The organism is Nonomuraea sp. ATR24 (assembly GCF_041950485.1).
In the GTDB taxonomy this organism is placed as follows: Bacteria; Actinomycetota; Actinomycetes; order Streptosporangiales; family Streptosporangiaceae; genus Nonomuraea; species Nonomuraea ceibae.
This window is the reverse complement of sequence record NZ_JBGNUU010000003.1, coordinates 623,493-645,460: the sequence shown is the minus strand read 5'-3', so window position 1 is coordinate 645,460 and position 21,968 is coordinate 623,493. Positions and strand designations below refer to the sequence as shown.

23 protein-coding genes are annotated in these 21,968 nt (G+C 73.4%); 10 read left to right on the top strand and 13 right to left on the bottom strand.

What is annotated here, in order from left to right; translation table 11 throughout:
• Window positions 1–11: 11 nt before the first annotated feature.
• Complete coding sequence (locus ACBI99_RS10595; protein ID WP_375072196.1) at window positions 12–263, top strand: UBP-type zinc finger domain-containing protein; 252 nt, start codon at window positions 12–14, stop codon at window positions 261–263.
• Here ACBI99_RS10595 and ACBI99_RS10590 read toward each other — a convergent pair.
• Together ACBI99_RS10590 and ACBI99_RS10585 are read right to left on the bottom strand one after the other, a co-directional pair.
• Entirely contained in the window at window positions 260–1,828 is a 1,569-nt protein-coding gene (locus ACBI99_RS10590) for a Na+/H+ antiporter (RefSeq protein WP_375072195.1), read from the bottom strand. The two genes, ACBI99_RS10595 and ACBI99_RS10590, sit on opposite strands and share 4 nt — an antisense overlap.
• A gap of 70 nt (window positions 1,829–1,898) precedes the next feature.
• Window positions 1,899–3,146 carry a hypothetical protein gene (locus ACBI99_RS10585; RefSeq protein ID WP_219506614.1) on the bottom strand — a complete coding sequence of 416 codons (1,248 nt, stop codon included), beginning with the start codon at window positions 3,144–3,146 and terminating at the stop codon, window positions 1,899–1,901.
• Between the two features lie 204 nt (window positions 3,147–3,350).
• On the opposite strand from ACBI99_RS10585, the gene ACBI99_RS10580 reads away from it, so the two are divergent.
• On the top strand, window positions 3,351–5,339 hold the full coding sequence (locus tag ACBI99_RS10580; protein WP_375072194.1) for an ATP-dependent DNA helicase: 1,989 nt from the start codon (window positions 3,351–3,353) through the stop codon (window positions 5,337–5,339).
• 52 nt (window positions 5,340–5,391) lie between these two features.
• Here ACBI99_RS10580 and ACBI99_RS10575 read toward each other — a convergent pair whose 3' ends face one another.
• The 5 genes from ACBI99_RS10575 to ACBI99_RS10555 form a co-directional block, all read right to left on the bottom strand.
• Window positions 5,392–6,147 carry an SGNH/GDSL hydrolase family protein gene (locus ACBI99_RS10575; RefSeq protein WP_375072193.1) on the bottom strand — a complete coding sequence of 252 codons (756 nt, stop codon included), beginning with the start codon at window positions 6,145–6,147 and terminating at the stop codon, window positions 5,392–5,394.
• Window positions 6,148–6,216: 69 nt separating this feature from the next.
• Window positions 6,217–7,305 (bottom strand): 3-dehydroquinate synthase, encoded by a 1,089-nt coding sequence (gene aroB, locus ACBI99_RS10570; RefSeq protein ID WP_375072191.1) that lies wholly within the window; start codon window positions 7,303–7,305, stop codon window positions 6,217–6,219.
• Window positions 7,302–7,802 carry a shikimate kinase gene (locus tag ACBI99_RS10565; protein WP_375072190.1) on the bottom strand — a complete coding sequence of 167 codons (501 nt, stop codon included), beginning with the start codon at window positions 7,800–7,802 and terminating at the stop codon, window positions 7,302–7,304. The genes aroB and ACBI99_RS10565 overlap by 4 nt, the downstream gene beginning before the upstream one ends.
• Window positions 7,799–8,980 carry a chorismate synthase gene (gene aroC, locus ACBI99_RS10560; protein WP_219506620.1) on the bottom strand — a complete coding sequence of 394 codons (1,182 nt, stop codon included), beginning with the start codon at window positions 8,978–8,980 and terminating at the stop codon, window positions 7,799–7,801. Before aroC ends, ACBI99_RS10565 begins: the two co-directional genes overlap by 4 nt.
• A gap of 43 nt (window positions 8,981–9,023) precedes the next feature.
• Window positions 9,024–9,659, bottom strand: a complete 636-nt coding sequence (locus ACBI99_RS10555) for an A24 family peptidase (protein ID WP_219506622.1) — start codon at window positions 9,657–9,659, stop codon at window positions 9,024–9,026.
• Between the two features lie 260 nt (window positions 9,660–9,919).
• On the opposite strand from ACBI99_RS10555, the gene ACBI99_RS10550 reads away from it, so the two are divergent.
• Window positions 9,920–10,048, top strand: coding sequence for a hypothetical protein (locus tag ACBI99_RS10550; protein WP_375072189.1), 129 nt, complete (start codon window positions 9,920–9,922; stop codon window positions 10,046–10,048).
• Between the two features lie 52 nt (window positions 10,049–10,100).
• Here ACBI99_RS10550 and ACBI99_RS10545 read toward each other — a convergent pair whose 3' ends face one another.
• Window positions 10,101–10,634, bottom strand: coding sequence for an SseB family protein (locus tag ACBI99_RS10545; protein ID WP_375072188.1), 534 nt, complete (start codon window positions 10,632–10,634; stop codon window positions 10,101–10,103).
• Between the two features lie 146 nt (window positions 10,635–10,780).
• Complete coding sequence (locus ACBI99_RS10540; protein ID WP_375072187.1) at window positions 10,781–11,866, bottom strand: aromatic acid exporter family protein; 1,086 nt, start codon at window positions 11,864–11,866, stop codon at window positions 10,781–10,783.
• 122 nt (window positions 11,867–11,988) lie between these two features.
• Between ACBI99_RS10540 and ACBI99_RS10535 the strand changes: the two genes are divergently transcribed.
• Window positions 11,989–12,528 (top strand): TetR family transcriptional regulator, encoded by a 540-nt coding sequence (locus ACBI99_RS10535; RefSeq protein ID WP_357589446.1) that lies wholly within the window; start codon window positions 11,989–11,991, stop codon window positions 12,526–12,528.
• A 391-nt stretch (window positions 12,529–12,919) separates the two neighbouring features.
• On the opposite strand, the gene ACBI99_RS10530 is transcribed toward ACBI99_RS10535, so the two are convergent.
• Complete coding sequence (locus tag ACBI99_RS10530; RefSeq protein ID WP_219506630.1) at window positions 12,920–13,588, bottom strand: alpha/beta fold hydrolase; 669 nt, start codon at window positions 13,586–13,588, stop codon at window positions 12,920–12,922.
• 100 nt (window positions 13,589–13,688) lie between these two features.
• Between ACBI99_RS10530 and ACBI99_RS10525 the strand changes: the two genes are divergently transcribed.
• Window positions 13,689–14,801, top strand: coding sequence for a ring-opening amidohydrolase (locus ACBI99_RS10525; RefSeq protein ID WP_357589448.1), 1,113 nt, complete (start codon window positions 13,689–13,691; stop codon window positions 14,799–14,801).
• Between the two features lie 62 nt (window positions 14,802–14,863).
• Here ACBI99_RS10525 and ACBI99_RS10520 read toward each other — a convergent pair whose 3' ends face one another.
• Window positions 14,864–16,030, bottom strand: a complete 1,167-nt coding sequence (locus ACBI99_RS10520) for a pyridoxal phosphate-dependent aminotransferase (RefSeq protein ID WP_219506634.1) — start codon at window positions 16,028–16,030, stop codon at window positions 14,864–14,866.
• Window positions 16,031–16,062: 32 nt separating this feature from the next.
• On the opposite strand from ACBI99_RS10520, the gene ACBI99_RS10515 reads away from it, so the two are divergent.
• From ACBI99_RS10515 to ACBI99_RS10500, 4 genes are read left to right on the top strand one after another with little or no spacing between them, the layout of a single operon-like run.
• Window positions 16,063–17,034, top strand: a complete 972-nt coding sequence (locus ACBI99_RS10515; RefSeq protein WP_375072186.1) for a DUF418 domain-containing protein — start codon at window positions 16,063–16,065, stop codon at window positions 17,032–17,034.
• Window positions 16,994–17,785 carry a carbon-nitrogen hydrolase family protein gene (locus ACBI99_RS10510; protein WP_219506638.1) on the top strand — a complete coding sequence of 264 codons (792 nt, stop codon included), beginning with the start codon at window positions 16,994–16,996 and terminating at the stop codon, window positions 17,783–17,785. Before ACBI99_RS10515 ends, ACBI99_RS10510 begins: the two co-directional genes overlap by 41 nt.
• A 10-nt stretch (window positions 17,786–17,795) precedes the next feature.
• Complete coding sequence (locus ACBI99_RS10505; protein WP_246645128.1) at window positions 17,796–18,242, top strand: hypothetical protein; 447 nt, start codon at window positions 17,796–17,798, stop codon at window positions 18,240–18,242.
• Window positions 18,239–18,631 (top strand): hypothetical protein, encoded by a 393-nt coding sequence (locus ACBI99_RS10500; protein ID WP_219506640.1) that lies wholly within the window; start codon window positions 18,239–18,241, stop codon window positions 18,629–18,631. Before ACBI99_RS10505 ends, ACBI99_RS10500 begins: the two co-directional genes overlap by 4 nt.
• 1 nt (window position 18,632) lies before the next feature.
• Here the strand turns inward: ACBI99_RS10500 and ACBI99_RS10495 are convergent, their stop codons facing one another.
• Together ACBI99_RS10495 and ACBI99_RS10490 are read right to left on the bottom strand one after the other, a co-directional pair.
• Window positions 18,633–20,123 carry a carboxyl transferase domain-containing protein gene (locus tag ACBI99_RS10495; protein WP_219506642.1) on the bottom strand — a complete coding sequence of 497 codons (1,491 nt, stop codon included), beginning with the start codon at window positions 20,121–20,123 and terminating at the stop codon, window positions 18,633–18,635.
• A gap of 70 nt (window positions 20,124–20,193) precedes the next feature.
• Window positions 20,194–21,357: a CoA transferase gene (locus ACBI99_RS10490; RefSeq protein ID WP_357589451.1), complete on the bottom strand. Its 1,164-nt coding sequence runs from the start codon at window positions 21,355–21,357 to the stop codon at window positions 20,194–20,196.
• 77 nt (window positions 21,358–21,434) lie between these two features.
• Between ACBI99_RS10490 and ACBI99_RS10485 the strand changes: the two genes are divergently transcribed.
• Window positions 21,435–21,965 (top strand): AAA family ATPase, encoded by a 531-nt coding sequence (locus tag ACBI99_RS10485; protein WP_357589453.1) that lies wholly within the window; start codon window positions 21,435–21,437, stop codon window positions 21,963–21,965.
• Window positions 21,966–21,968: the final 3 nt, after the last annotated feature.

The following is a 21,968-nucleotide window of genomic DNA, read 5'->3' as shown; positions in this document are numbered from 1 at the left end:
GGCTCATGGCTATGTGTGAGCATCTTTCCCAGGCTGACGACCCGCAGGCGCGCACTCCCGAGGGCTGCGAGGAGTGCCTGGCCTCCGGTGGCCGCTGGGTGCACCTGCGGCGCTGCCTGGAGTGCGGCCATGTGGGCTGCTGCGACTCCTCGCCCGGCAAGCACGCGACCGCGCACTTCCACGGCACCGGCCACCCGGTGGTGCAGTCGTTCGAGCCGAACGAGAAGTGGCGGTGGTGCTTCGTCGACAGCTCGATGGGCTAACGCTCCAGGATGGCCTCCTCGAAGTCGAGCTGGGCCATCACCTCGCGCAGCACCTCGTCGTCCAGCCGCCGCTCGTCGCGCAGCCGGACGAACACCTGCCGCTCGGCCTGGAGCATGTCGCGGCGCAGCCGCCTGTAGAGGGCGCTGGGCGTCTCGGCGCCGCCGTGGCCGGTGCCGCCGCCCAGGCGCTCCCAGGCCGACAGGGAGCGCCGCCAGGACTTCTCCCTGAGCTGGTCGATGACCTGCCGCTGGATCTCGTCCGGCTGGCCCTCGGCGGCGACCAGGCGGTCCAGCTCGGCCAGGCCGGCCTCCAGCGCCGCCTGCTGGGCCGACGCCTCGGCGAGGCGGTCCTCGTACAGCTCCTGCTCGCTCGACACGCGCAGCCGCCTGATCAGGGCCGGGAACGTCAGGCCCTGGACGAGCAGCGTGCTGATCACGGTGGTGAAGGTGAGGAAGAGCAGGATCTCGCGGTCCGGGATGTCGGGGATGAGCAGCGCGGCCGCCAGCGAGACCACACCCCGCATGCCCGCCCAGCCGACGATCGTGAGCTGCTGCGGCGACGGCGCCTCGTACCCCCGCCTGAACAGGCGCGGCAGGTGGGCGGCGGCGAACACCCAGGCGAACCGCACCGCGACCGTCACCAGGAACACCACGAGCGCGTAGAGCGCGACCTCCCACGGGCTGTAGCCGACGATGCCCTCGACCACGGTGACGAGCTGCAGCCCGATCAGCGCGAAGACGATCGTCTCCAGGAAGAAGTCGCTGACCTTCCACACCGAGTCCGACACGAGCCGGGTGCCGAACCCGCGCAGGTGCATCTGGTTGCCCAGGTGGAGCCCCACGATCACGACGGCGATCACCCCGGAGGCGTGCACGCTCTCGGCCGCCAGGTAGGCGGCGAACGGGATGAGCAGCATCAGCGTGTTCTCGACCAGCGAGTCGCGCGTGTGGCGGAACAGCCAGGCGAACGCGTACGCCAGCGCCAGCCCGATCAGCACGCCCCCGGCGGCGGCCACGAGGAACTGCCAGCCGCCCTCCAGCAGGTCGATGCTGCCGCCGACGGCCGCCGCGATCGCCACCCGGTAGGCGGTCAGCGCGGTGGCGTCGTTGAACAGGCTCTCGCCGATGAGGATGGTCAGCGTCCGGCGCGGCAGCCCGAGCCGCCTGCCGACGGCCACGGCGGCGACCGCGTCGGGCGGCGCGATGACGGCGCCGAGCGCGAACGCCGCCGCCAGCGGCACGGCGGGCAGCATGAGGTGCACGACCAGGCCCACCACGACCGTGGTGAACAGCACGAGGCCGACCGACAGCAGCGCCACCGGGCCCCGGGCGTCACGCAGCCGCAGGTAGGAGCTGTCGAACGCGGCCGAGTAGAGCAGCGGCGGCAGGAACACGTAGAGCACCAGCTCCGGGTCCAGCCGCACCGCCGGGACCAGCGGCGAGACGAGCAGCCCGGCCGCGACCAGCAGCAGCGGCGCGGGCCAGCCCCGGCGCCGGGCCACGGCCGCGAGCGCGACGGCGCCCCCGGCCAGCAGCAGCAGTTGCAGGCCAGTCGACGGGTTCACCGGCGGCTCCTCCACATATGGCGCCCAATTTGTCGGGCCAAGTGTAGGAAACGCCGCTAGTGGGTGGCGATCACCATTCGCGGCGTTCGCCGCGATCGTCGTACGGCTGCTGCTCGGGGCGCAGCCGCTCGCCGGTGGAGAACATCGGATCGCCGACGTACGGGCGGGTCATGTCGGAGTCCTGCGGGTGGTACGGCTCGGCCTGCTTGCCGAGGGCGAGCAGCGGGTCGACCGGGTTGGGCGGCGTGCGCCCGTCGGCCCGGTCCTGCCCGTAACCGCCGCCCTGCCCGTAGCCGGGATCCTGGCCGTAACCGGGGTCCTGGCCGTAAGCGCCGCTCTGCCCGTAGCCGGGGTCCTGGCCGTAGGACGGCTCCTGGCCGTACGCGCGGTCCTGGAAGGGGTCCTGGCGGCGGCCCGCGCCCGGGATGCCGTGCATCGGGGTGCCGAGCCCGGCGGCGGCCTGTACGGGCGGCTGGGGACGGCTGGGGGCCTGCCGGCCCGCGTAGGGGTCGGCCTGGTGCTGCGGGTACGGGTCGGGCTGCCGGTAGGTCTCACCCGAGTGGTACGGCTCGTTCTGGTAGGACCCGGCCTGGTAGGAGTCGGCCTGGTAGGAGTCGCTCTGGTACGGAGTACTGGCCTGGGAGGGGAAGCCGAGCGGGTCGGTCGACAGGGGCGACGGGCGGTCGCCGGGCAGCTGGTAGACGGGCCCGGTGGAGGCGGTGGGCGACTCCTCGGCGTACTGGGGGCCGGTGAAGGGCTGCTGGTCCTGCGTGAAGTGGGGGCCGGACAGCGGGTCGTGGTAGCCGCTGTCGGTGTACTGCGGGCCGGTGAACGGCTCGGCGGGGGCCGGGCCGGTCAGCGGGTCGCTGTACTGCGGGCCGGAGAAGGGCTGGCGCTGCTGCTCGCGGGTGTCGCCGTAGGAGGCGACGAGCTTGTCCTGGTGGGCCGGGTTGCCCCGGGCCACGAGCACGTCGTTGGGCGACAGCGAGGCCGCCGGCCGGTCGTCCGGGGCCGGCTGGTGCTGGCCGGTCTGCGGCGGCCGGTGGTAGGTCCCGGTGCCGGGGATCACCTCGGTCCCGGGGTCCTGGGCGGGCACGGCGGGCTGCTCACCGGTGGCCTCGGCGAAACCGTCGTCGAGGGTGTCGAGCAGCCGGCCGACGTCGTCCATCGGCATGCGGAAGCTCGCCGTGCACATCTCCCCCCGCCACAGGCTGAGCACCAGCGTGCCCTCGTGCCAGGTGACACGGAGACACCGCTCCTGGCCTCGGGCATCGAAGAACACTTCGCCGAACGACGGCAACGGGACAACTTCCGACATGGCAGACATCCTGCACATCCAGCCCTAATACGTCCACTCAACCCCGGAGAAGCCTACAAAACCATCTCCACCGACACCCCCGCAGGTCACTCCACGACCAGTTGGAGCACCGACGGCCAGTGTGCCACGGGCGACGGCGGACGGGCCCGCGAACGCCGGGATGCGTATGGCCGATCACACCGCGTTCGGCGCGGCGACCTCGGAATGCGGGTAGCGTTTACTGCCGTGCCGGACTCCCATCTCCCGTCAGCGGACTCACTGCTCAGCATCGCGGTCGACGCTCTCGGAGGGAGCGAACGCCACGGCCAGATCAGCATGGTCAAGGCCGTGCAACAGGCCATCGACGCCGAGGAGCACCTGGCCGTCCAGGCGGGCACCGGCACCGGCAAGTCCCTGGCCTACCTGGTGCCCTCGATCCGGCACGCCATGGACACCGACACCCCCGTGGTCGTCTCCACGGCCACGATCGCGCTGCAGCGCCAGCTCGTCGACCGCGACCTGCCCCGGCTGGCCGAGGCGCTGGCCAAGGAGCTGCCGCACGAGCCGACGTTCGCCATCCTCAAGGGCCGCCGCAACTACCTGTGCCGCTACAAGGCCACCGCCGGCTGGCCCGAGGACGACGAGCAGGACCAGCTGTTCGACCCGCGCGAGGTCAGCGCGACCGGCCGCATGGTCCAGCGCATCCAGGAGTGGGCCGACGAGACCGAGACCGGCGACCGCGACGAGCTGGTGCCCGGCGTGAGCGAGCAGGCCTGGCGGCAGTTCTCCGTCAGCGCCCAGGAGTGCCTGGGCGCCACCCGCTGCCCCAGCGGCGCCGAGTGCTTCGCCGAGCTGGCCAGGGCGCGGGCCGGCGAGGTCGACGTCGTCGTCACCAACCACGCGCTGCTGGCCATCGACGCCATGGGCGACCTGCCGGTGCTGCCCGAGCACGACCTCGTCGTCGTCGACGAGGCGCACGAGCTGGTCGACCGGGTCACCTCGGTGGTGACGAGCGAGCTGTCGGAGAGCTCGGTGTCGCTGGCCGTGCGCCGGGTGGGCCGCCTCATCGAGCAGCCCATCGCCGACCAGCTCCTGGAGGCCGGCGAAGACCTCAAGGCGCTGCTGGCCGCCGCCCCGCCCGGCCGCGTGGACGAGCTGCCCGAGGTGCTCGGCCTGACGCTCGCGCTGGTGCGCGACAGCGCCGCCCGCTGCCTGACCGCGCTCGGCCCGCGCGGCGGCGACAAGGACGACCCCGACCGCGCCGGGCAGCGCAAGGCCGCCTTCACCGCGCTCGACGAGGTCCACGACACCGCCGTGCGCATGCTGGAGGCCTACGGCCACGCCTCCGAGGCCGACCGGGCCGAGGTCGTGTGGCTGGAGGCCGGCACCGACCGCCGCCCGCCGATGCTGCGCGTCGCCCCGCTCAACGTGGGCGGCATGCTGCGCGACAAGCTGTTCGGCGACCGCACCGTGGTGCTCACCTCCGCCACGCTGGCGCTCGGCGGCACGTTCGACGGCATGGCCCGGCAGTGGGGGCTGGGCGACAAGGGCTGGCAGGGCATGGACGTCGGCTCGCCGTTCGACCACCCGCGCGCCGGCATCCTCTACGTCGCCAAGCACCTGCCCCAGCCCGGCCGCGACGGCCTCCCCCAGGCCTACCTCGACGAGATCACCGAGCTGATCGAGGCCGCGGGAGGGCGCACGCTCGGCCTGTTCTCCTCCATGCGGGCCGCCAAGGCCGCCACCGAGGCGCTGCGCGAGCGCCTGGACGTGCCGCTGCTGTGCCAGGGCGACGACTCGACCATGCTGCTGGTCAAGCAGTTCGCCGAGGACGAGAGGACCTGCCTGTTCGGCACGCTGTCGCTCTGGCAGGGCGTCGACGTGCCCGGCCCGTCGCTGCGGCTGGTCATCATCGACCGCGTCCCGTTCCCGCGCCCCGACGACCCGCTCACCTCGGCCCGGCAGCGCCACGTGGCCGCCCGCGGCGGCAACGGCTTCATGACCGTGGCCGCCACCCACGCCGCGCTCCTGCTCGCCCAGGGCACCGGCCGCCTGCTGCGCTCCCAGGACGACAAGGGCGTCATCGCCGTCCTCGACCCCCGGCTGGCCACCGCCCGCTACAGCGGCTTCCTGCTGGGCTCGCTCCCGCCGTTCTGGCGCACGACCGACCCCGCCGTCCCGCGCGCCGCCCTCAAACGGCTCGCCGCCGAATGACACGATCCCGTACGGATTGCCGTACGGGATCGTCAGGTGAGCGGGCGGGCGGTCAGGACCAGACCGACAGCTCCGGCCGCTTGGGCGCGAGCCCGTCGCCCGAGGAGACGCCGCGCAGGCGGCGCGACACCCACGGCACCAGGTGCTCGCGCATCCACTGGGCGTCCTCCTTGCGGCGGGCGCGCGGATCCACGGCCCGCTCCGGCCACGACTTGTGCCAGTCGTCGAACGGGACGCCGAGGATGTCGAGCACGCGGGCGGCCACCAGCCGGTGACCGTCGGCGTTCATGTGGAGGCGGTCCTCGCTCCACGCCCGCCAGTCGCGCAGGCCCTGCATCGACCACTGGTCCACCAGGTGGCAGCCGTAGAGGTCGGCGATCGAGCGCACGTGCAGGTAGAAGACGGCGAAGCGGCCGCGCAGCCGCCGCATCAGCGGCATGTCACGCGGGTCGACGCCGGTGAACAGCAGCACGTCGGCGCCGCAGGAGCGCAGCTCGCGCACCGCGCCCGCCAGCCGCTTGGCCATCACGTCGGGGTCGCTGCCCGGCCGCAGCAGGTCGTTGCCGCCGGCGCAGAGGCTGACCAGGTCAGGAGCCATCTGCACGGCCGCGGGGACCTGCTCGGTGACGATCTGGTCGAGCAGCCTGCCGCGCACCGCCAGGTTGGCGTAGCGGAACGACGCATCGTCCTGTGCGAGCCGTTCTGCGACCCGGTCGGCCCAGCCTCGATAGTGGCCGTTGGTGCCGGGGTCGTTCAAGCCCTCGGTGAAACTGTCACCGAGCGCCACGAAGGAGCCGTAATGCCTCATGACCTGCTGTTCATCTCCGCTTTTTCGTCGTGCCGCGGCGTGGGCCACGACTGTAGTGGCCCACACACGTTAATGCCCGGTGACACGCGCGACGGCACGGTAGGCGGCTTCCAAAAGCTCCTCGGGCGGGTCCTCCAGCCGGCCTGGCCGGGCCAGGCCGTCGAGCACGACGAAGCGCTGCTTGGCGCCGCGGTTCTTCTTGTCGAGGCGCATGTGGTCGCGCAGCCTCGGCCAGGCGTCGGCCGGGTAGGCGGTGGGCAGGCCGACCGACGTCAGGATGGCGCGGGTGCGCTCGACCAGGTCGGGCCCGACGCGGCCGTCGAGCCGGGACAGCTCGGCGGCGAACACCATGCCGATGGCGACCGCCTCGCCGTGGCGCATCCGGTAGCTCTCCGCGCGCTCGATCGCGTGGGCGAGCGTGTGGCCGTAGTTGAGGATCTCGCGCAGCCCGGCCTCGCGCAGGTCGGCGCCGACCACGTCGGCCTTGACCTGGATCTTGCGCTCGATCAGCTCGCGGGTGTGGCCGCCCTCGGGCCTGGTGGCGGCGTCGGGGTCGTCCTCGATGAGCTCGAGAATGCGCGGGTCGGCGATGAAGCCGCCCTTGATGATCTCGGCGAGGCCGGCCACGTAGTCGGCGCGCGGCATGCTGGGCAGCGTCGCCAGGTCGCACAGCACGCCCGCCGGAGGCAGGAAGGTGCCGACCAGGTTCTTGCCCTCGGGGGTGTCGATGCCGTTCTTGCCGCCGACGGCCGCGTCGACCATCGCCAGCAGCGTGGTGGGGACGAGCACGACCTGCACGCCGCGCAGCCACGTCCCGGCCACGAACCCGGCCAGGTCGGTGGTCGCGCCGCCGCCCACGCCGACGACCGCGTCGGAACGGGTGACGCCGTGGCGGCCGAGCGCCGACCAGAGCTGGGCGGCCACCTCGACGGTCTTGGCCTGCTCGCCGTCGGGCACCGGCAGCGCGACCACGTCGAACCCGGCGTCGGACAGCGCCGCGCACACCGGCCGCGAGATCTCCGGCAGGCTCTCCGGGTGGATCACCGCCACCGTGCGCACCCCGGGCCTGAACAGCCCCGGCAGCTCGCCGAGCACGCCCGTGCCGACGACGACCTCGTACGGGCTGTCGCCGCGCACGGCGATCCGCGTCACGCTCATGCCGCCAGGCCCTTCAGGATCTCGTCGGCCAGCTCGTCGGGCTCGCGCCCGCCGGTGTCGACGGTCAGCACGGCCAGCCGCTCGTAGACGGGCCGGCGCTCCTCCATCAGCCGCTTGAGCTGGCTGCGCGGGTTGAGCACGAGCAGCGGCCTGGCCGAGGCGAGACCGACCCGCTGCACCGCGTCGGCCAGGCCGACCTGAAGGTAGACGACCGGGTGGCCGGCGAGCAGGGCCTGCGTCTCCTCGTGCAGCACGGCGCCGCCGCCGAGCGACAGGACGCCGTCGTGCTCGGCCAGCGCCCGCCGCACCGCCTCGTGCTCCAGCTCGCGGAAGCGCTCCTCGCCGTCGTCGATGAAGATCTCGCTGACGGGCTTGCCCGCGACGGCCTCGACGTCGGCGTCGGTGTCGCGGAAGGCGACGCCGAGCCGCTCGGCGAGAAGGCGGCCGAGAGTGGTCTTGCCCGACCCGGGCGGGCCGATCAGCACGGCCTTGGTCATTTGATCACCATGGATGAGAGGTAGCCGGACAGGTTGCGGGCGACTTCCTCCACGGAGTCGCCGCCGAACTTCTCCAACGCGGCGTCGGCCAGCACCAGCGCCACCATCGCCTCGGCGACGATGCCCGCCGCCGGGACCGCGCACACGTCGGAGCGCTCGTGGTGGGCCTTGGCGGCCTCGCCCGTCTTGACGTCGATCGTGGCCAGCGCCCTGGGCACGGTCGAGATGGGCTTCATCGCGGCGCTGACGCGCAGGATCTCGCCGTTGGTCATGCCGCCCTCGACGCCGCCCGCCCGGTTGGTGACGCGCCGCACGCCGTCGCCCGTGGTGTAGGCGATCTCGTCGTGGGCCCGCGAGCCGGGCCTGCGGGCGGTCTCGAAGCCGTCGCCGACGGCCACGCCCTTGATCGCCTGGATGCCCATGAGCGCGCCGGCCAGCCGCGAGTCGAGGCGCCGGTCCCAGTGCGTGTAGCTGCCCAGGCCGGGCGGCAGGCCGTAGGCCAGCACCTCGACGACGCCGCCGAGCGTGTCGCCGTCCTTGTGCGCCCGGTCGATCACCTCGACCATGGCGGCGCTGCCCGCCGGGTCGGCGCAGCGGACCGGGTCGGCGTCGACGCGGGCCAGGTCGTTGGGGCCGGGCAGCTCGTCGGCCGGCGTGACGGCGTCGCCGATGGAGGTGACGTGGCTGACGATGTCGACGCCGAGCGCCTGCTTGAGGAAGCGCCTGGCCACCTCGCCGAGCGCGACGCGGGCCGCCGTCTCGCGGGCGCTGGCCCGGTCGAGCACCTGGCGGGCGTCGTCGAACCCGTACTTCTGCATGCCGGCCAGGTCGGCGTGGCCCGGCCGGGGCCGCGAGCGCGGCGCGTTGCGCGCCAGGCCCTCCAGCTCCGCCGGGTCGACCGGGTCGGCCGACATGACCTTCTCCCATTTGGGCCACTCGGTGTTGCCGATGCGGACGGCGACGGGGCTGCCCATGGTGCGGCCGTGCCGCACCCCGCCCACGATCGTCACCTCGTCCTGCTCGAACTTCATGCGGGCGCCGCGCCCGTAGCCGAGGCGGCGCCGGCGCAGCGCCTCGTCGATGGCGGCCGTGGTCACCTCGACCCCGGCGGGCAGGCCTTCCAGAACGGCAACGAGCTCGGGGCCGTGAGACTCTCCGGCAGTCAACCAGCGCAACATGCCTCCAAGTCTTCCATGCGCGGCCCAGTGGGATGTCCGGCGTTCATCCACCGAGACAGAGCCCGGCCAGGGCGCCGAGCAGCATGAACGGCCCGAACGGGAACTGGGTCGCGCGTGTCGCGCGCCTGGTCGCCAGCAGGACGACCGCGTACAGGGCGCCCAGGAACTGCCCGCCCAGCGCCGCGACGGCCCACGCCTGCCAGCCGAGCGCCCCGCACGCCAGGCCGATCAGCCCGGCCAGCTTGACGTCGCCCAGCCCCAGATCGGCCGGCCTGACGAACCAGAGCACACCGTACGCGGCGGCCAGCGCGAGCCCGCCGAGCAGCGCCCTGGGCAGCTCCCCGGTGGGCAGCAGCGTCAGCACGAGGATCGGGTACGACGGCAGCGTGATCACGTCCGGCAGGCGGCTGGTGCGCCAGTCGACGAAGGCCAGCGCCGTCCCCGCCACCGCCGCGTACACGTACGGCAGGCCGGCCCGCCAGGCGACGAGCACGGTCACGACGGCGGTGACCACCTCGGGCAGCGGCGGCCAGGCCGGGACCGGGACGGTGCGCACGAGGGCGCGCAGCGCGGCGCGGGCCTCGGCCCGATGGTCGGCGGGGTCGGGGGCGAAGGCGCCGGCCAGGGTCCTGACGTAGCGACCGGCGACGAGGCCGAGCACCCCCAGCAGTGCGAGCACGGCCCGACACTATTGCGGGCGCGGGCCCGGCCGTCGGATGATTTCCAGATGGGCGGGGACAAAATTCACCAGGATCGCCGTCGTCCTCTCGACCTTCGTGCTGGTGCCCGTCCTGCTGGAGCTCCTCGCCCGGTACATCGAGGGCGAGGACCACAGCGCCTCGCGCGCGGTCACGGTGGCGTCCGTGGTGGCGGCGCTCGCGCTCATCGCGCTCGTCGCCGCGAACGTGCGGGCCCGCGCCCACCGCGGCCAAGCGGAAGGTGATCGGCGAGTCGGAGATCCTCATCCGCACCCTCCCCGGCCTCAGCCCGGCGATGGAGAAGGCGCTCGGCAGCCGCGTGTCCATGGTCGACCAGGAGGAGCAGGAGTGGTCGGAGTCGGGCTCCTGACCCGCGTCCCGTCCGCGCGGGCTCGGTTCGTACGGGCTCAGTTCGTACGGGCTCAGTTCGTGCGGCGGCGGAACCAGCGGCGTCTGGCGATCGGCTCGACGCGGGCGACGGTCACGCCGGGGAGCTGGTCGAGCGTGCCGGACTCGACGGCGGCCAGCGCCCGCAGCACGTCACCCTCGATCACGAACGTCACCGGGCCCGCCACGTCCACGACCACCGCCGCCGCCTCCTCCCCCACGGCCGCCCGGCACACCTGCAGCGTGCTCGCCTGGATCGGCCGGGCGTCGGGACGCCATCTGATCAGCGCCTCCGTGCCGGTGAACGCCAGCACCGCCTGCCTGCCGTCCTTGCCGACGAGCTTGGGCAGGGCCATCTCGCTCTCCTTCTCCTGCCGCAGGCCGTGCTCGCCCACCTCGGACTCGGTGAGCAGGGCCACGACGGGCACCAGGAGGCGGGCGCCGGTGAGCGCGTTGAGCACCCGGTCGGGGCCCGCCGCACCCCGCTGGTAGTCGTCCAGCGCGGCGGCCACGGCGGGCGCGACACCGCCGTCGTCGTCGGGGTCGAGGGGTTGCGGAATGCTCGGCACAGCGTCCGAGACTACCCGCGCCCTCTCCCGCCCCGCCCACCAGGCTCACGCCGCCGATCCCGTACGACGATTCCATGACGTGCGGCCGTGAGACGGGTCAGGGGCGGACGGGGCAGCGAGGGACGGGAGGGTCAGGGACGGGAGGGTCAGGGCCGGGGTGGGGCGTTCACGGGGGGCAGGGCGGCCGTCGACTCCTCCTCGCCGGTGCCCGTCGCCCGGAGCAGGTCGACCACGATCGAGCGGAGCTGGGCCACGATCACGTCGGCGGAGAAGCCCAGGCGTTCGGGACGCTGGCGGGTGGCGACGGCCAGCAGCGCCTGCCTGGCCAGCACGGGCTCGCGGCCCGCGCCCAGCTCCAGTTGCAGCAGCAGCGCCGCCTCCGACACCTCACGGAGCGAGTCGGCCAGCGCGGGCGGGGGCGGCGGGTACTCGCCGAGCGCGGCCAGGGTGCGGCGGGCCAGCACGCGGGCGTTCCTGAGCGCGTGGTCGACGGGCTCGGCGGCCGTCTCGTACCGGGCGAGCCTGGCGCGGCGGTGCCAGTGCATCGGGGAGATCATGATGATCTCCTTGCTGGTCTGCAGCGCCTGCTCGAACTCCTCCACCGCCGCCTGGGTGCCGCGCGCCTCCTCCAGTGCCTCGGCGGCCAGGTCGGCGTCGCGCTTCTCGATCGCCACCGCCGCCTGCTCCAGCGCCGTGGACAGCGCGTCGAGCACCCCGGAGGCGTGTTTGGCCGCGATGGTCAGCGGGCTGGCGGGCATGAGCGCCACGGCGGCCAGGCCGACGACGCCGCCGGTGAGCGCGTCGAGCATGCGGTCGAAGCCGCCCATGTCGTCGCCGGGCACCACCGCCGCGACCAGCACGGCCGAGGAGGCGGCCTGCGCGGCGAACAGCGCGCCGCTGTCGAGCAGCACGGCGGTCGCCATGGCCAGCGCCACCACGAGGGCGATCTGCCAGGGGCCGGAGCCGATCCAGGCCACCAGCAGGTCGCCGACGCCGACGCCGAGGCTGACGCCCACGACCAGTTCGGCCACCCGGCGCAGCCGCTGGCCGAGGCCGATGCCGACGCTGATGAGCACCGCGATCGGGGCGAAGAAGGGACGCGTGTGCCCGAGGAACTGCGTGGCGATCATCCACGCCACGGCCGAGCCCACGGCGGACTGCGCGATCGAGGGAGCCGTCAGCCCGAACGTCCGCAGCCGCTCCCGCATGTGATCGCCGAGCTTCGTACCCACCCTTCCCACCCTGACGGATCTTTATGACATTACGGTCACACAGTCCAAGGCGGGCGATAACGGCCAGTATTCCCGCGTCGCGTTGGCCTGGGGCGCTTGGCGGGCCCCCTATTGTCGTCATCGTGGAACCAAGGAGCCGGGAGGGCACCCGGCGGCGCATCCTCGACGCGGCCCGCCGGTTGTTCGCCGAGCACGGCTACGACGAGGTGACCATGCGCATGCTCGCCGCCGAGGCGAACGCCAACGTCGCGCTCATCAACCGATATTTCGGGTCGAAGCGGGAGCTGTTCGCCGAGGTGCTGGCCCAGCAGGGGCGCTTCCCCGGCGTGCTCGACGAAGGCGACGACCTGGCCGTGCGGCTCGCCGAGTACGTCGCCGACCGGCTCGGCTCCGAAGCCGACAGCCCGGTGCTCGCCACCCTCACCCGGTCCGGGTCCAGCGCCGAGATCCGCAGCATCACCAAGGACCGGGTCCGCACCGCCATCCTGGAGCCGCTCGTCGACCGCCTGCCGGGTGAGGACGCCGAGCTGCGCGCCACGATCGCCACGGCGATCGTCATGGGCAGCGGCCAGTTCCGCCAGCTCTTCGGCCCGGCCACGACGACGCCCCGCGACAAGGTCGTCCAACGGCTCACCGCCGTCTTCCGCGCCTGCCTCACCTGACCCCGTCCGGCCTCCACGGCACCGCCCCTCCGCAGCACGCCGGGCTGACCCCGTAAGGGGAGCGCCTGCCGGGGGCCGCCGTCCGGGACACTGCCCGAGCGCCAATTCCGCGACCCCGGAGCCGCCGCCGCACACCCGTGGAGCCGCCGCGCCAGGCGCGAAGGCGCGGCCCGAGCTCGCGCGGCCCACGCCGTCTCCTCCCTCACCCGTGCGACCACCCGGGGTGGGCCGCCGCACCAGCCCGAAGGCGCGCCCCCAAGAGGGGCGGGGCAGTGCTCCCCCGAGGTGAGCGGCGGGGCGTTCGGTAGGCCGGTGGTGCGTACGGGCCCGGGGGCGGGGTGGGCTGGAGGGCGGGTTCCCGCGACGGGGTGGGGCGCTTGTAGGGCCGGAGTCAGGCAGAGAGGAAGGTGTCCAGGGCCGCTTTGAAGGCTTTGGGATTGGTGACGTGGACGAGGTGGCCGGCTTCGATGGTGACGAGGGCGGCGCCGGGGATGCGGGCGGCGAGGCGGTCGGCGCGGAAGGGGCTGGCGGCGCCGCCGGAGATGACGAGCGTCGGGGCGGTGATCCGGGCGAGCCCGGCGAGCCAGGCCGGGTCGGGATCGAGGAACTGCCGTTCGGTGTCGTGCATCATGCGCCAGTCGAAGCCGGTGGAGTCGTCCTCCACGAGCGGCGCGCGGCCGTGCATGGGCTCGGGGGCGGCGGAGTCCTCGATGACGAGGCGGGTGACGCGGCCGGGGTGGTTCATGGCCAGGTGGTAGGCGACCATGCCGCCGAGGGAGTGGCCGACGACGACGGCGCGGTCGATGCCGAGGGCGTCGAGGAGGCCGGCGACGTCCTCGGCCATGTCGGGGATGGCGTACGTGCCGGGCCGGTCGCTGGCGCCGTGGCCGCGCAGGTCGGGTACGAGCACGTGGTGGCGCCGGGCGAGGTGCTGGGTGATGCCGTTCCAGTCGTTGTGGTCGGCGGTCCGCCCGTGCAGGAGCACAAGCGCCGGCGCGGCCGGGTCGCCTTCTTCGCGGTACGTCAGCTTGATCCCGTTGGCGACGGTTTCACGAATCACACCTGGACCCTACTGGCACACATTGCCGGTGTGGCCGTGCGGCGGCGTCACTAGCGTCAGGCTGGGTATGCCGATCGACGTGGCGGGAAGGGGCGGGCGGATGCCGGATCCGATCGAAGTGCGCAAGGTGCCGATCGAGAGCGTGACCGACGCGTCGGGGCTGGCGCGGCTCATCGACGACGGGGTGATCGAGGCGCACCGGGTGCTGGCCGTGGTGGGCAAGACCGAGGGCAACGGCGGCGTGAACGACTACACGCGCATCCTGGCCGACCGCGCCTTCCGTGAGGTGCTGGCGTCGCGGGGGCATCCGGCGCCGGAGAGCGTGCCGCTGGTGTGGTCGGGCGGCACCGACGGGGTGCTGAGCCCGCACGCCACGATCTTCGCGACGCTCGACCCGGCGCGGGCGGTGCCGTCGGACGAGCCGCGCGTGTCGGTCGGGGTGGCGATGAGCGAGGTGATCCTGCCGGAGGACATCGGCAGGCCTGCCATGGTGGAGAAGGTGGCCGCGGGGGTGCGCGAGGCGATGAAGCTCGCCGGCATCGACGACCCGCGTGACGTCCACTACGTGCAGACGAAGACGCCGCTGCTGACGCTGGCGACGATCACCGAGGCGCGGGAGCGTGGCCAGGACACCGCGATCGAGGAGACGGGCCCGTCGATGGACCTGTCCAACTCGACCACGGCGCTGGGGGTGGCGGTGGCGCTCGGGGAGATCGCGATGCCGTCGGCGGAGCAGATCCACAAGGACCTGTCGCTCTACTCCTCGGTGGCGTCGTGCTCGTCGGGGGTGGAGCTGGACCGGGCGCAGATCGTGCTGGTGGGCAACGTGCGCGGCATCGGCGGGCGCTATCGGGCGGGGCACGCGGTGATGCGCGACGCGCTGGACGCCGACGGCATCTGGGCGGCGATCCGCGACGCCGGCCTGGCGCTGCCGGAGCGGCCGCACCACTCCGACCTGGGCGGGCGGCTGGTGAACGTGTTCATGAAGTGCGAGGCCGACCCGTCGGGGCGGGTGCGGGGGCGGCGCAACATCATGCTGGACGACTCCGACGTGCACTGGCACCGCCAGATCAAGGCCGCGGTGGGCGGGGTGGCCGCGGCCGTCACGGGCGATCCGGCGGTGTTCGTGTCGGTGGCGGCCGTGCACCAGGGCCCGTCGGGCGGCGGGCCGGTGGCGGCGATCGTGGACCTTGCGGCGGACGACCAGGGCTGACGAGGTCGACGAGGTCGACGACGTCGACCGGGGCTGAGGAGACCGGCCGGGGCCGGCCCGGCTCAGGCCGACAGGCGCTTGAGCCGGGTCACGGCCTCGTCGATGACCTCGTCCTTCTTGCAGAAGGCGAACCTGACGAAGTGCCGGCCGCGTTCGGGGTGCTCGTAGAAGACCTGCGTGGGGATGGCGACCACGCCGGCGAGCTCGGGCAGCCGCTGGGTGAAGGCGAGCCCGTCGGTGAAGCCGAGCGGCCGGATGTCGGTCTGCACGAAGTACGTCCCGGCCGGCCCGAACACCTCGAACCCGGCCGCCGCCAGGCCCTCCATCAGCCGGTCGCGCTTGTCCTGGAGGGAGTCGCGCAGCGCGGCCACCCAGGCGCCCTCGTGCCGCAGCCCGTAGGCGACGGCGACCTGCCAGGGCGCGCTCGCGGTGAAGGTGAGGAACTGCTTGACCGACTGCACGGCGGTCACGAGCGGCGCGGGCGCGCACACCCAGCCGGTCTTCCAGCCGGTGACGGAGAACGTCTTGCCCGCCGAGGAGATCATCACGGTGCGCTCGCGCATGCCGGGCAGCGTGGCCAGTGGTACGTGCTCGACGCCGTCGAACGTGAGGTGCTCGTACACCTCGTCGGTGATGGCGATCAGGTCGTGCTCGCGGCACAGATCAGCGATGACGGTCAGCTCGTCGCGGGTGAGCACGGTGCCGGTGGGGTTGTGCGGGGAGTTGACGAGGATCGCCCGGGTGCGGGAGGTGACGGCGGCGCGCAGTTCGGCGGGGTCGAACGTGAAGCGGCCGGCCACGGGCCGCAGCGTGACGCCGACGAGGCGGGCCTGGGCGAGCGCGATCGAGGCCGCGTAGGAGTCGTAGTACGGCTCGAACGCGATGACCTCGTCGCCGGGCTCGCACAGCGCCAGGACGGCGGCGGCGATCGCCTCGGTGGCGCCGACGGTGACGAGCACCTCGCCGGCCGGGTCGTAGGACAGGCCGTAGTGCTCGCGGCGGTGCTCGGAGACGGCCTGGCGCAGCTCCATCACGCCGGGGCCCGGCGGGTACTGGTTGGCGCCCGAGCGGATCGCGTGCACGGCCCGGTCGAGCATGGCGGCCGGGCCGTCGGTGTCGGGGAAGCCCTGGCCCAGGTTGATCGCGCCGGTGCGGGTGGCGAGCGCGCTCATTTCCGCGAAGATCGTCGTGCCGAAGGAGCGCATCCGGGAGACAAGTGGTTCCGTCACAGCCTCACACTATTACCCGTAGGGTGATTCACTTGGGCAGCGTCGCACGCATCCGTGAGCTCGACGCCCTCCGCGGGTTCGCGGTGGGCGGGATCATGCTGGTCAACACCTGGCAGCACGCGCCGCACGAGCCGCAGACCGGCATCGACCAGGTGGTCGACACGTTCTTCCAGAGCCGCTTCTACCCGATCTTCTCGCTGCTGTTCGGCATCAGCTTCGTGTTGTTCCTGCGCGGGTCCGACCGGTGGGCGCTGGCCGGGCGGCTGGCGTGGCTGATGGGGTTCGGGCTGGTCCAGCACCTGTGGTACCCGGGCGAGGTGCTGACCGACTACGCGTTCTTCGGCGTGCTGGTGCTGCTGCCCGCCTCGTTCCTGCCGGGCGGGCTGCTCCCGCTGCTGCTGGGGGTGGCGCTGCTGGCGTGGAGCGTCATGTCGGGCGGCGGCTACCTGGGCATCGAGGACGCGCCGCCGTTCGTCTCCAACGGGCCGCTGCTGATCCCGGCGGCGTTCCTGATCGGCATGGGGCTGATGCGGCTGCGGCCGTCGCGGCGGCTGCTGGCGCCGGGGTTCGTGGTGAGCGTGCTCGCCGTCGTGTTCCTGACCGCCGCCTGGAACTCCACCGGCGACTGGTCGCTCTACCTGGCGGGCGCGGTCGCCGGGGCGTCGGCGTACGTGACGGGGCTGCTGCTGGTGCTGCGGCCGTGGCTGTCGGCGGCGCTGGAGCCGCTGGGCAAAATGGCGCTGACCAACTACGTGAGCGGCACGGTGGTGATCGTGCTGGCCGCGCCGCTGCTGGCCGCCGACCCGACCCGCTGGTCGGTGCTCGGGCTGACGGCGGTGACGCTGCTCGTCCAGGGGGTCTTCAGCCGGTGGTGGCTGGCCCGCTTCCGCTACGGGCCGCTGGAGTGGATCTGGCGGTGCCTCACCTGGTTCCGGTACGTGCCCAACAAGTTAGAGTCGGGCCGTGACGAGAATCGCCCTCTGCCAGATCCCGGTGTCTCCTGACCCGGCGGCCAACCTGACACGAGTCCGCGACGCCCTCGCCAAGGCGGAGGGCGCCGACCTGGCGATCTTCCCCGAGGCCACGCTCACCCGCTACGGCAGGCGGATCACCGAGCTGGCCGAGCCGCTCGACGGGCCGTTCGTGACCGGCCTGGCCGAGGCGGCGCGGCGGCACGGCCTCGCGGTGATCGCCGGGGTGTTCGAGCCGGGCGACGGCCGGGTGCGCAACACCGCCGTCGCGATCGGCGCCGACGGCGGGATCCGCGCCGCCTACCGCAAGATCCATCTGTTCGACTCGTTCGGCGCCAAGGAGTCGGAGCTGGTCGCGCCGGGCGCCGAGCCGGTGGTCGTCGAGCTCGCCGGGCTCCGCGTGGGGCTCGTCACCTGTTACGACATCCGCTTCCCCGAGCTGACCAGGGCGCTGGTCGACCGGGGCGCCGAGCTGTTCGCGGTGATCGCCGCGTGGGGGTCGGGGCCGCTCAAGGAGGACCACTGGGTCACGCTGGTGCGCGCCCGCGCGCTGGAGAACACCATGTGGACCGCCGCCGTCGGCCAGGCGCCCAACCCCGCCGAGTCCGGCGACGGCTACGGCGTGGGCCGCAGCATGCTGGTCGACCCGCTGGGCGTGGTCCGCGCCGACCTGGGCACGCCGCCGGGCGTGCAGGTCGTGGAGCTCGATCCGGAGGCCACCGCGGCCGCCCGCGCGACCTTGCCATGCCTTGAACATCGGGTGCTCGGGGTCGAGCGACCGTAAAGTGGTCATCATGAGCGGAACGCAGATGCAGAAGGTGGTCCCGCCGCGTCTGCTGGTGCCCTATCTGGCGGGCAAGCGCACGGTCATCTCCGGCTTCGTCTACCGGGTGCAGGACTGCGCCAGGCTGACCACGCCCGAGCAGCTCTACTACGGCCTCGACCTGTCGTTCGACGGCTCGGAGCTGACGGCCGGCGTGCCCGAGCTCTACGTGATGCGCTGGCAGGCACGTGACGTCGACACCTACGCGGTGCCCTACGGCCCGCACATGGGCGGCGACTGGAGTGACGCGCCGCCGTTCGCCGGCAACGGGTTCACCACCTCGCGCGAGCACGTGGTGCCGCAGTTCCACACGACGCCGATGCCGATCCCGGCGGGCGCGAGCATCGTGCACGTCACCGCCGAGGGCGAACGGCCCTTCGCCGAGTACGACGGTCTCACGTGGCGGCCGGCCGCATGAACGACGAGCTCATCCCTGTCGCCTCCGGGTTCGTGGCCCGCTTCGGCGAGCGCACGCTGCCTGCCGCGCTGGGTCCGGACGAGCAGGTGGTGCTGTTCAGCGAGGAGGAGCTCGACGGGTTCGAGGCGGCCTCCGGCTACTGGCGGCGCACGGTGGCGCGTACGGAGCTGGAGTGGCTGGTGCTGGTGCGCACCGTGGGCGCGTTCGGCGGCGAGCCGTGCATCGTCCTGGACGAGGACGAGGACGGCCTGCACATCGCCTACACCGGCCACAGCGGGATGAAGGCCGAGGCGCTGGGCTACTGGATGGTCGACCACGGCGCCTACGAGGTCGTGGTGCCGCGCGAGGAGGTCGTCTCCATCCGCGTCGAGCGCGTCCCGGTGCCGTGACTCAGCCGCCCAGGTGGCGGTAGCGGGCCAGCCGGGCGGCGAGCCGGTCGGCGGGTGGCTGGGCGAGCAGGCCGGCGATCTCGTGCTCCAGCGCCCGGCCGACGCGCTCGCAGAAGGCGCGCGGCTCGTAGGCGGCGTCGGGCAGCTCGGGGACGACGCGGTCGACGATGCCGTCGCGGCGCAGGTCGGTGGCGCGCACCCGCTGCGCCTGGGCGATCTCGGGGGCGAAGTCGACGCTGCGGTAGAGGATGGCCGAGGCGCCCTCGGGCGGCAGCGGCGACAGCCAGGCGTGCTGCGCGCACAGCACCCGGTCGGCGGGCAGCAGGGCCAGCGCGGCGCCGCCGGCGCCCTCGCCGAGCAGCAGGCAGACCGTGGGCGCGTCGAGCATGACCAGCTCGGCCAGGCAGCGGGCGATCTCGCCGGACAGGCCGCCTTCCTCGGCGGACTTCGACAGCGCCGCGCCGGCCGTGTCGATGACGGTGACCAGGGGCAGCCCCAGCTCGGCGGCCAGCCGCATGCCGCGCCTGGCGACCCGCAGCCCGGCGGGGCCGAGGGGTGAGCGGGCACGCTGGTGCTGGCGGTCCTGGCCGAGCAGCACGACCGGGGCGTCGCCGAACCTGGCCAGGGCCAGCACCAGGCCGGGCTCGTTCTCGCCCTCGCCGCTGCCGCTGAGCGGGGTCACGTCGGTGGCGGCGAGCTTGAGCAGCGCCCGCACGCCGGGCCGGTCGTCGCGGCGGGAGCGGGTGATGGCCTCCCACGCCTCGACGGGCCGCAGGTCCTCCTCGGGGGCGGGGCCGGGGTCGAGGCCGCGGCGCTCGGCCGACAGCACCGACAGCGCCCTGATCGCGATCTCGCGGGCGTCCTCGGCGGCGACGACGGCGTCGATGAGGCCGTGCTCGAACAGGTTCTCCGCCACCTGCACGCCCGCCGGGAACGGGTAGCCGTGCAGCGACTCGAACACCCTCGGCCCGAGGAACCCGATGAGCGCGCCCGGCTCGGCCGCCGTCACGTGCCCGAGCGAACCCCAGGAGGCGAACACGCCGCCGGTCGTCGGATGGCGCAGGTAGACGACGAACGGCAGGCCCGCCGCGCGCAACTGCTGCACCGCCGCGGTGATCTTGACCATCTGGACGAACGCGGTCGCGCCCTCCTGCATGCGGGTGCCGCCCGAGGCGGGCGCGGCCAGCAGCGGCAGCCGTTCGCGGGTGGCCCGCTCGACGGCGGCGACGATCCGCTCGGCGGCCGCCACGCCGATCGACCCGGCCATGAACGAGAACTCCGACGCCACGACGGCCACGCGGCGCCCGCCGAGCAGCCCTTCGCCGGTCAGCACGGCCTCGTCGTAGCCGGATTTGACCCGGGCCGCGGCCAGCTCCTCGGCGTAGGAGGAGCCCGGCTCGGCCGGGTCGGCGGGAGGCGCGTCCCACGACTTCCACGAGCCCCCGTCGAGGACCGTGTCGATCAGTGTGCGCGCGTCCGGACGGCTCACCATCGCTCCCTCTCGTCAGCCGGTGATGCAAGGTTGACGCACGAGCTCCTCGTGCGGTGCCGCCGGATCGCCGTCATCGCTCCCGCTCTTCGAGCTCCGTGAGCCAGCGCAGCACCGCGTCGCCGTCCTGGCCGAGGGCCGGGGGCGGCGTGTGTCTCACGCCGTCGAGGCCGTCGAAGCGCAGCGGCGGCCCCGGCAGCTCGATGGGGCCGAGCACCGGGTGGTCGACCTCCACCACGAGGCCCTGCGAGCGGGTCTGCTCCCAGGCGTAGACCTCGTCGATGGACCGGATCGCGCCCGCGGGCACGCCGGCCTCTCCCAGCCTGGCCAGCCAGTGGGCGCGGTCGTGGGCGGCCAGGGCCTTCTCCATGTCGGCGATCAGCTCATCCCGGTGCGTGAATCGGTCCCTGTTGGTCGCATATTTCGCCATATCAGGGTCAATGTCGAGTAGCGCGGCGACCTTCTTCCACTGGCCGTCGTTCGCCGCGGCGATCTGCAGCATGCCGTCGGCGCAGCGGAAGGCTCCGTAGGGGGCGATCGTGGCGTGGTGGTTGCCGCCCGCCGCGGGCACCCGCCCGCCGACGGTCCAGGCGGTGCCGTGGTAGGAGTGCACGCCGGTGACCGCCGCCAGCAGCGACGTCCGCACGACCCGGCCCCGGCCGGTGCGCTCGCGCTCGTACAGGGCGGCGACCACCCCGTACGCACCGTGGATGCCCGCCAGCAGGTCGGCCACCGAGGCGCCCACGCGGTGGGGCTCCCCGGGCGGCCCGGTCAGCGACATCAGCCCAGCCTCCCCCTGCGCGATCTGGTCGTATCCCGGCCGGCCGCCCTCGGGGCCGTCGTGCCCGAACCCGGTGATGGACAGGACGACCAGGCGAGGGTTGAGCTCGTGCAGCCGCTCGACCGGCAGGCCCAGCCGGTCGAGCACCCCGGTGCGGAAGTTCTCCACCAGCACGTCGCTGCGGCGGACCAGCCGTTCGACGAGGTCTCTGCCCGCGTCGGACTTCAAATCCACGGCGATGGACTGCTTGTTACGATTCGCCGCCAGGAAATATGTCGAAATTTCCTCGTCCGGGCCGACGAAGGGCGGTCCCCACCCCCGCGACTCGTCTCCCCCGTCGGGGTGCTCCACCTTGATGACCCTGGCGCCCAGGTCGCCGAGCATCTGCGCGGCGTGCGGGCCCGCGAGGGCCCTGGAAAGGTCGAGCACGACGATGTCACCCAGGGGTCCGCGCAAGATCAACCTCCAGCCGGTTCGGAAGCGGAAGCATATCTCCTCGCCTCCGCACTCCAGTCTCCTCCTACCCTGAGTGCGTGGAATCCCTGGCCCGGCGCGTCCTCGAACGCCCACCGTCGTGCGGCCCGGTCCGCGTCGTCGCCGTCGACGGTCCGGCCGGCTCCGGCAAGACCACGTTCGCCGGCGCGCTCGCCGCCGCGCTCGGCTGCCAGGTGGTGCACAGCGACGACTTCCCCGTGCACTGGGACGACGGCCCGGAAACCTGGTTCGCCGCTCTCGACGAGCAGGTCCTGCGCCCGCTCGGCCAGGGCCGCCCCGGCGCCTTCCGGCGCTACGACTGGGTACGGGCCGCCTACACCGGGCGGATCGTGGTGCCGGTCGCTCCCACGCTGATCATCGAGGGCGTCGGCACCGCCAGGGCGTCGGCCGCCCACCTGCTCGCCTTCACCGTCTGGGTCGAGGCCGACGAGGACGTCCGGCTGCGCCGGGTGCTGGCGCGCGACGGCGCCCACCTGGAGCCGAGCTGGCGGACGTGGTTCGCCAAGGAGGAGGCGTGGTTCGCCGCCGACGGCACCCGGGCGCGCGCCGACGAGATCGTCACCACCTGACCC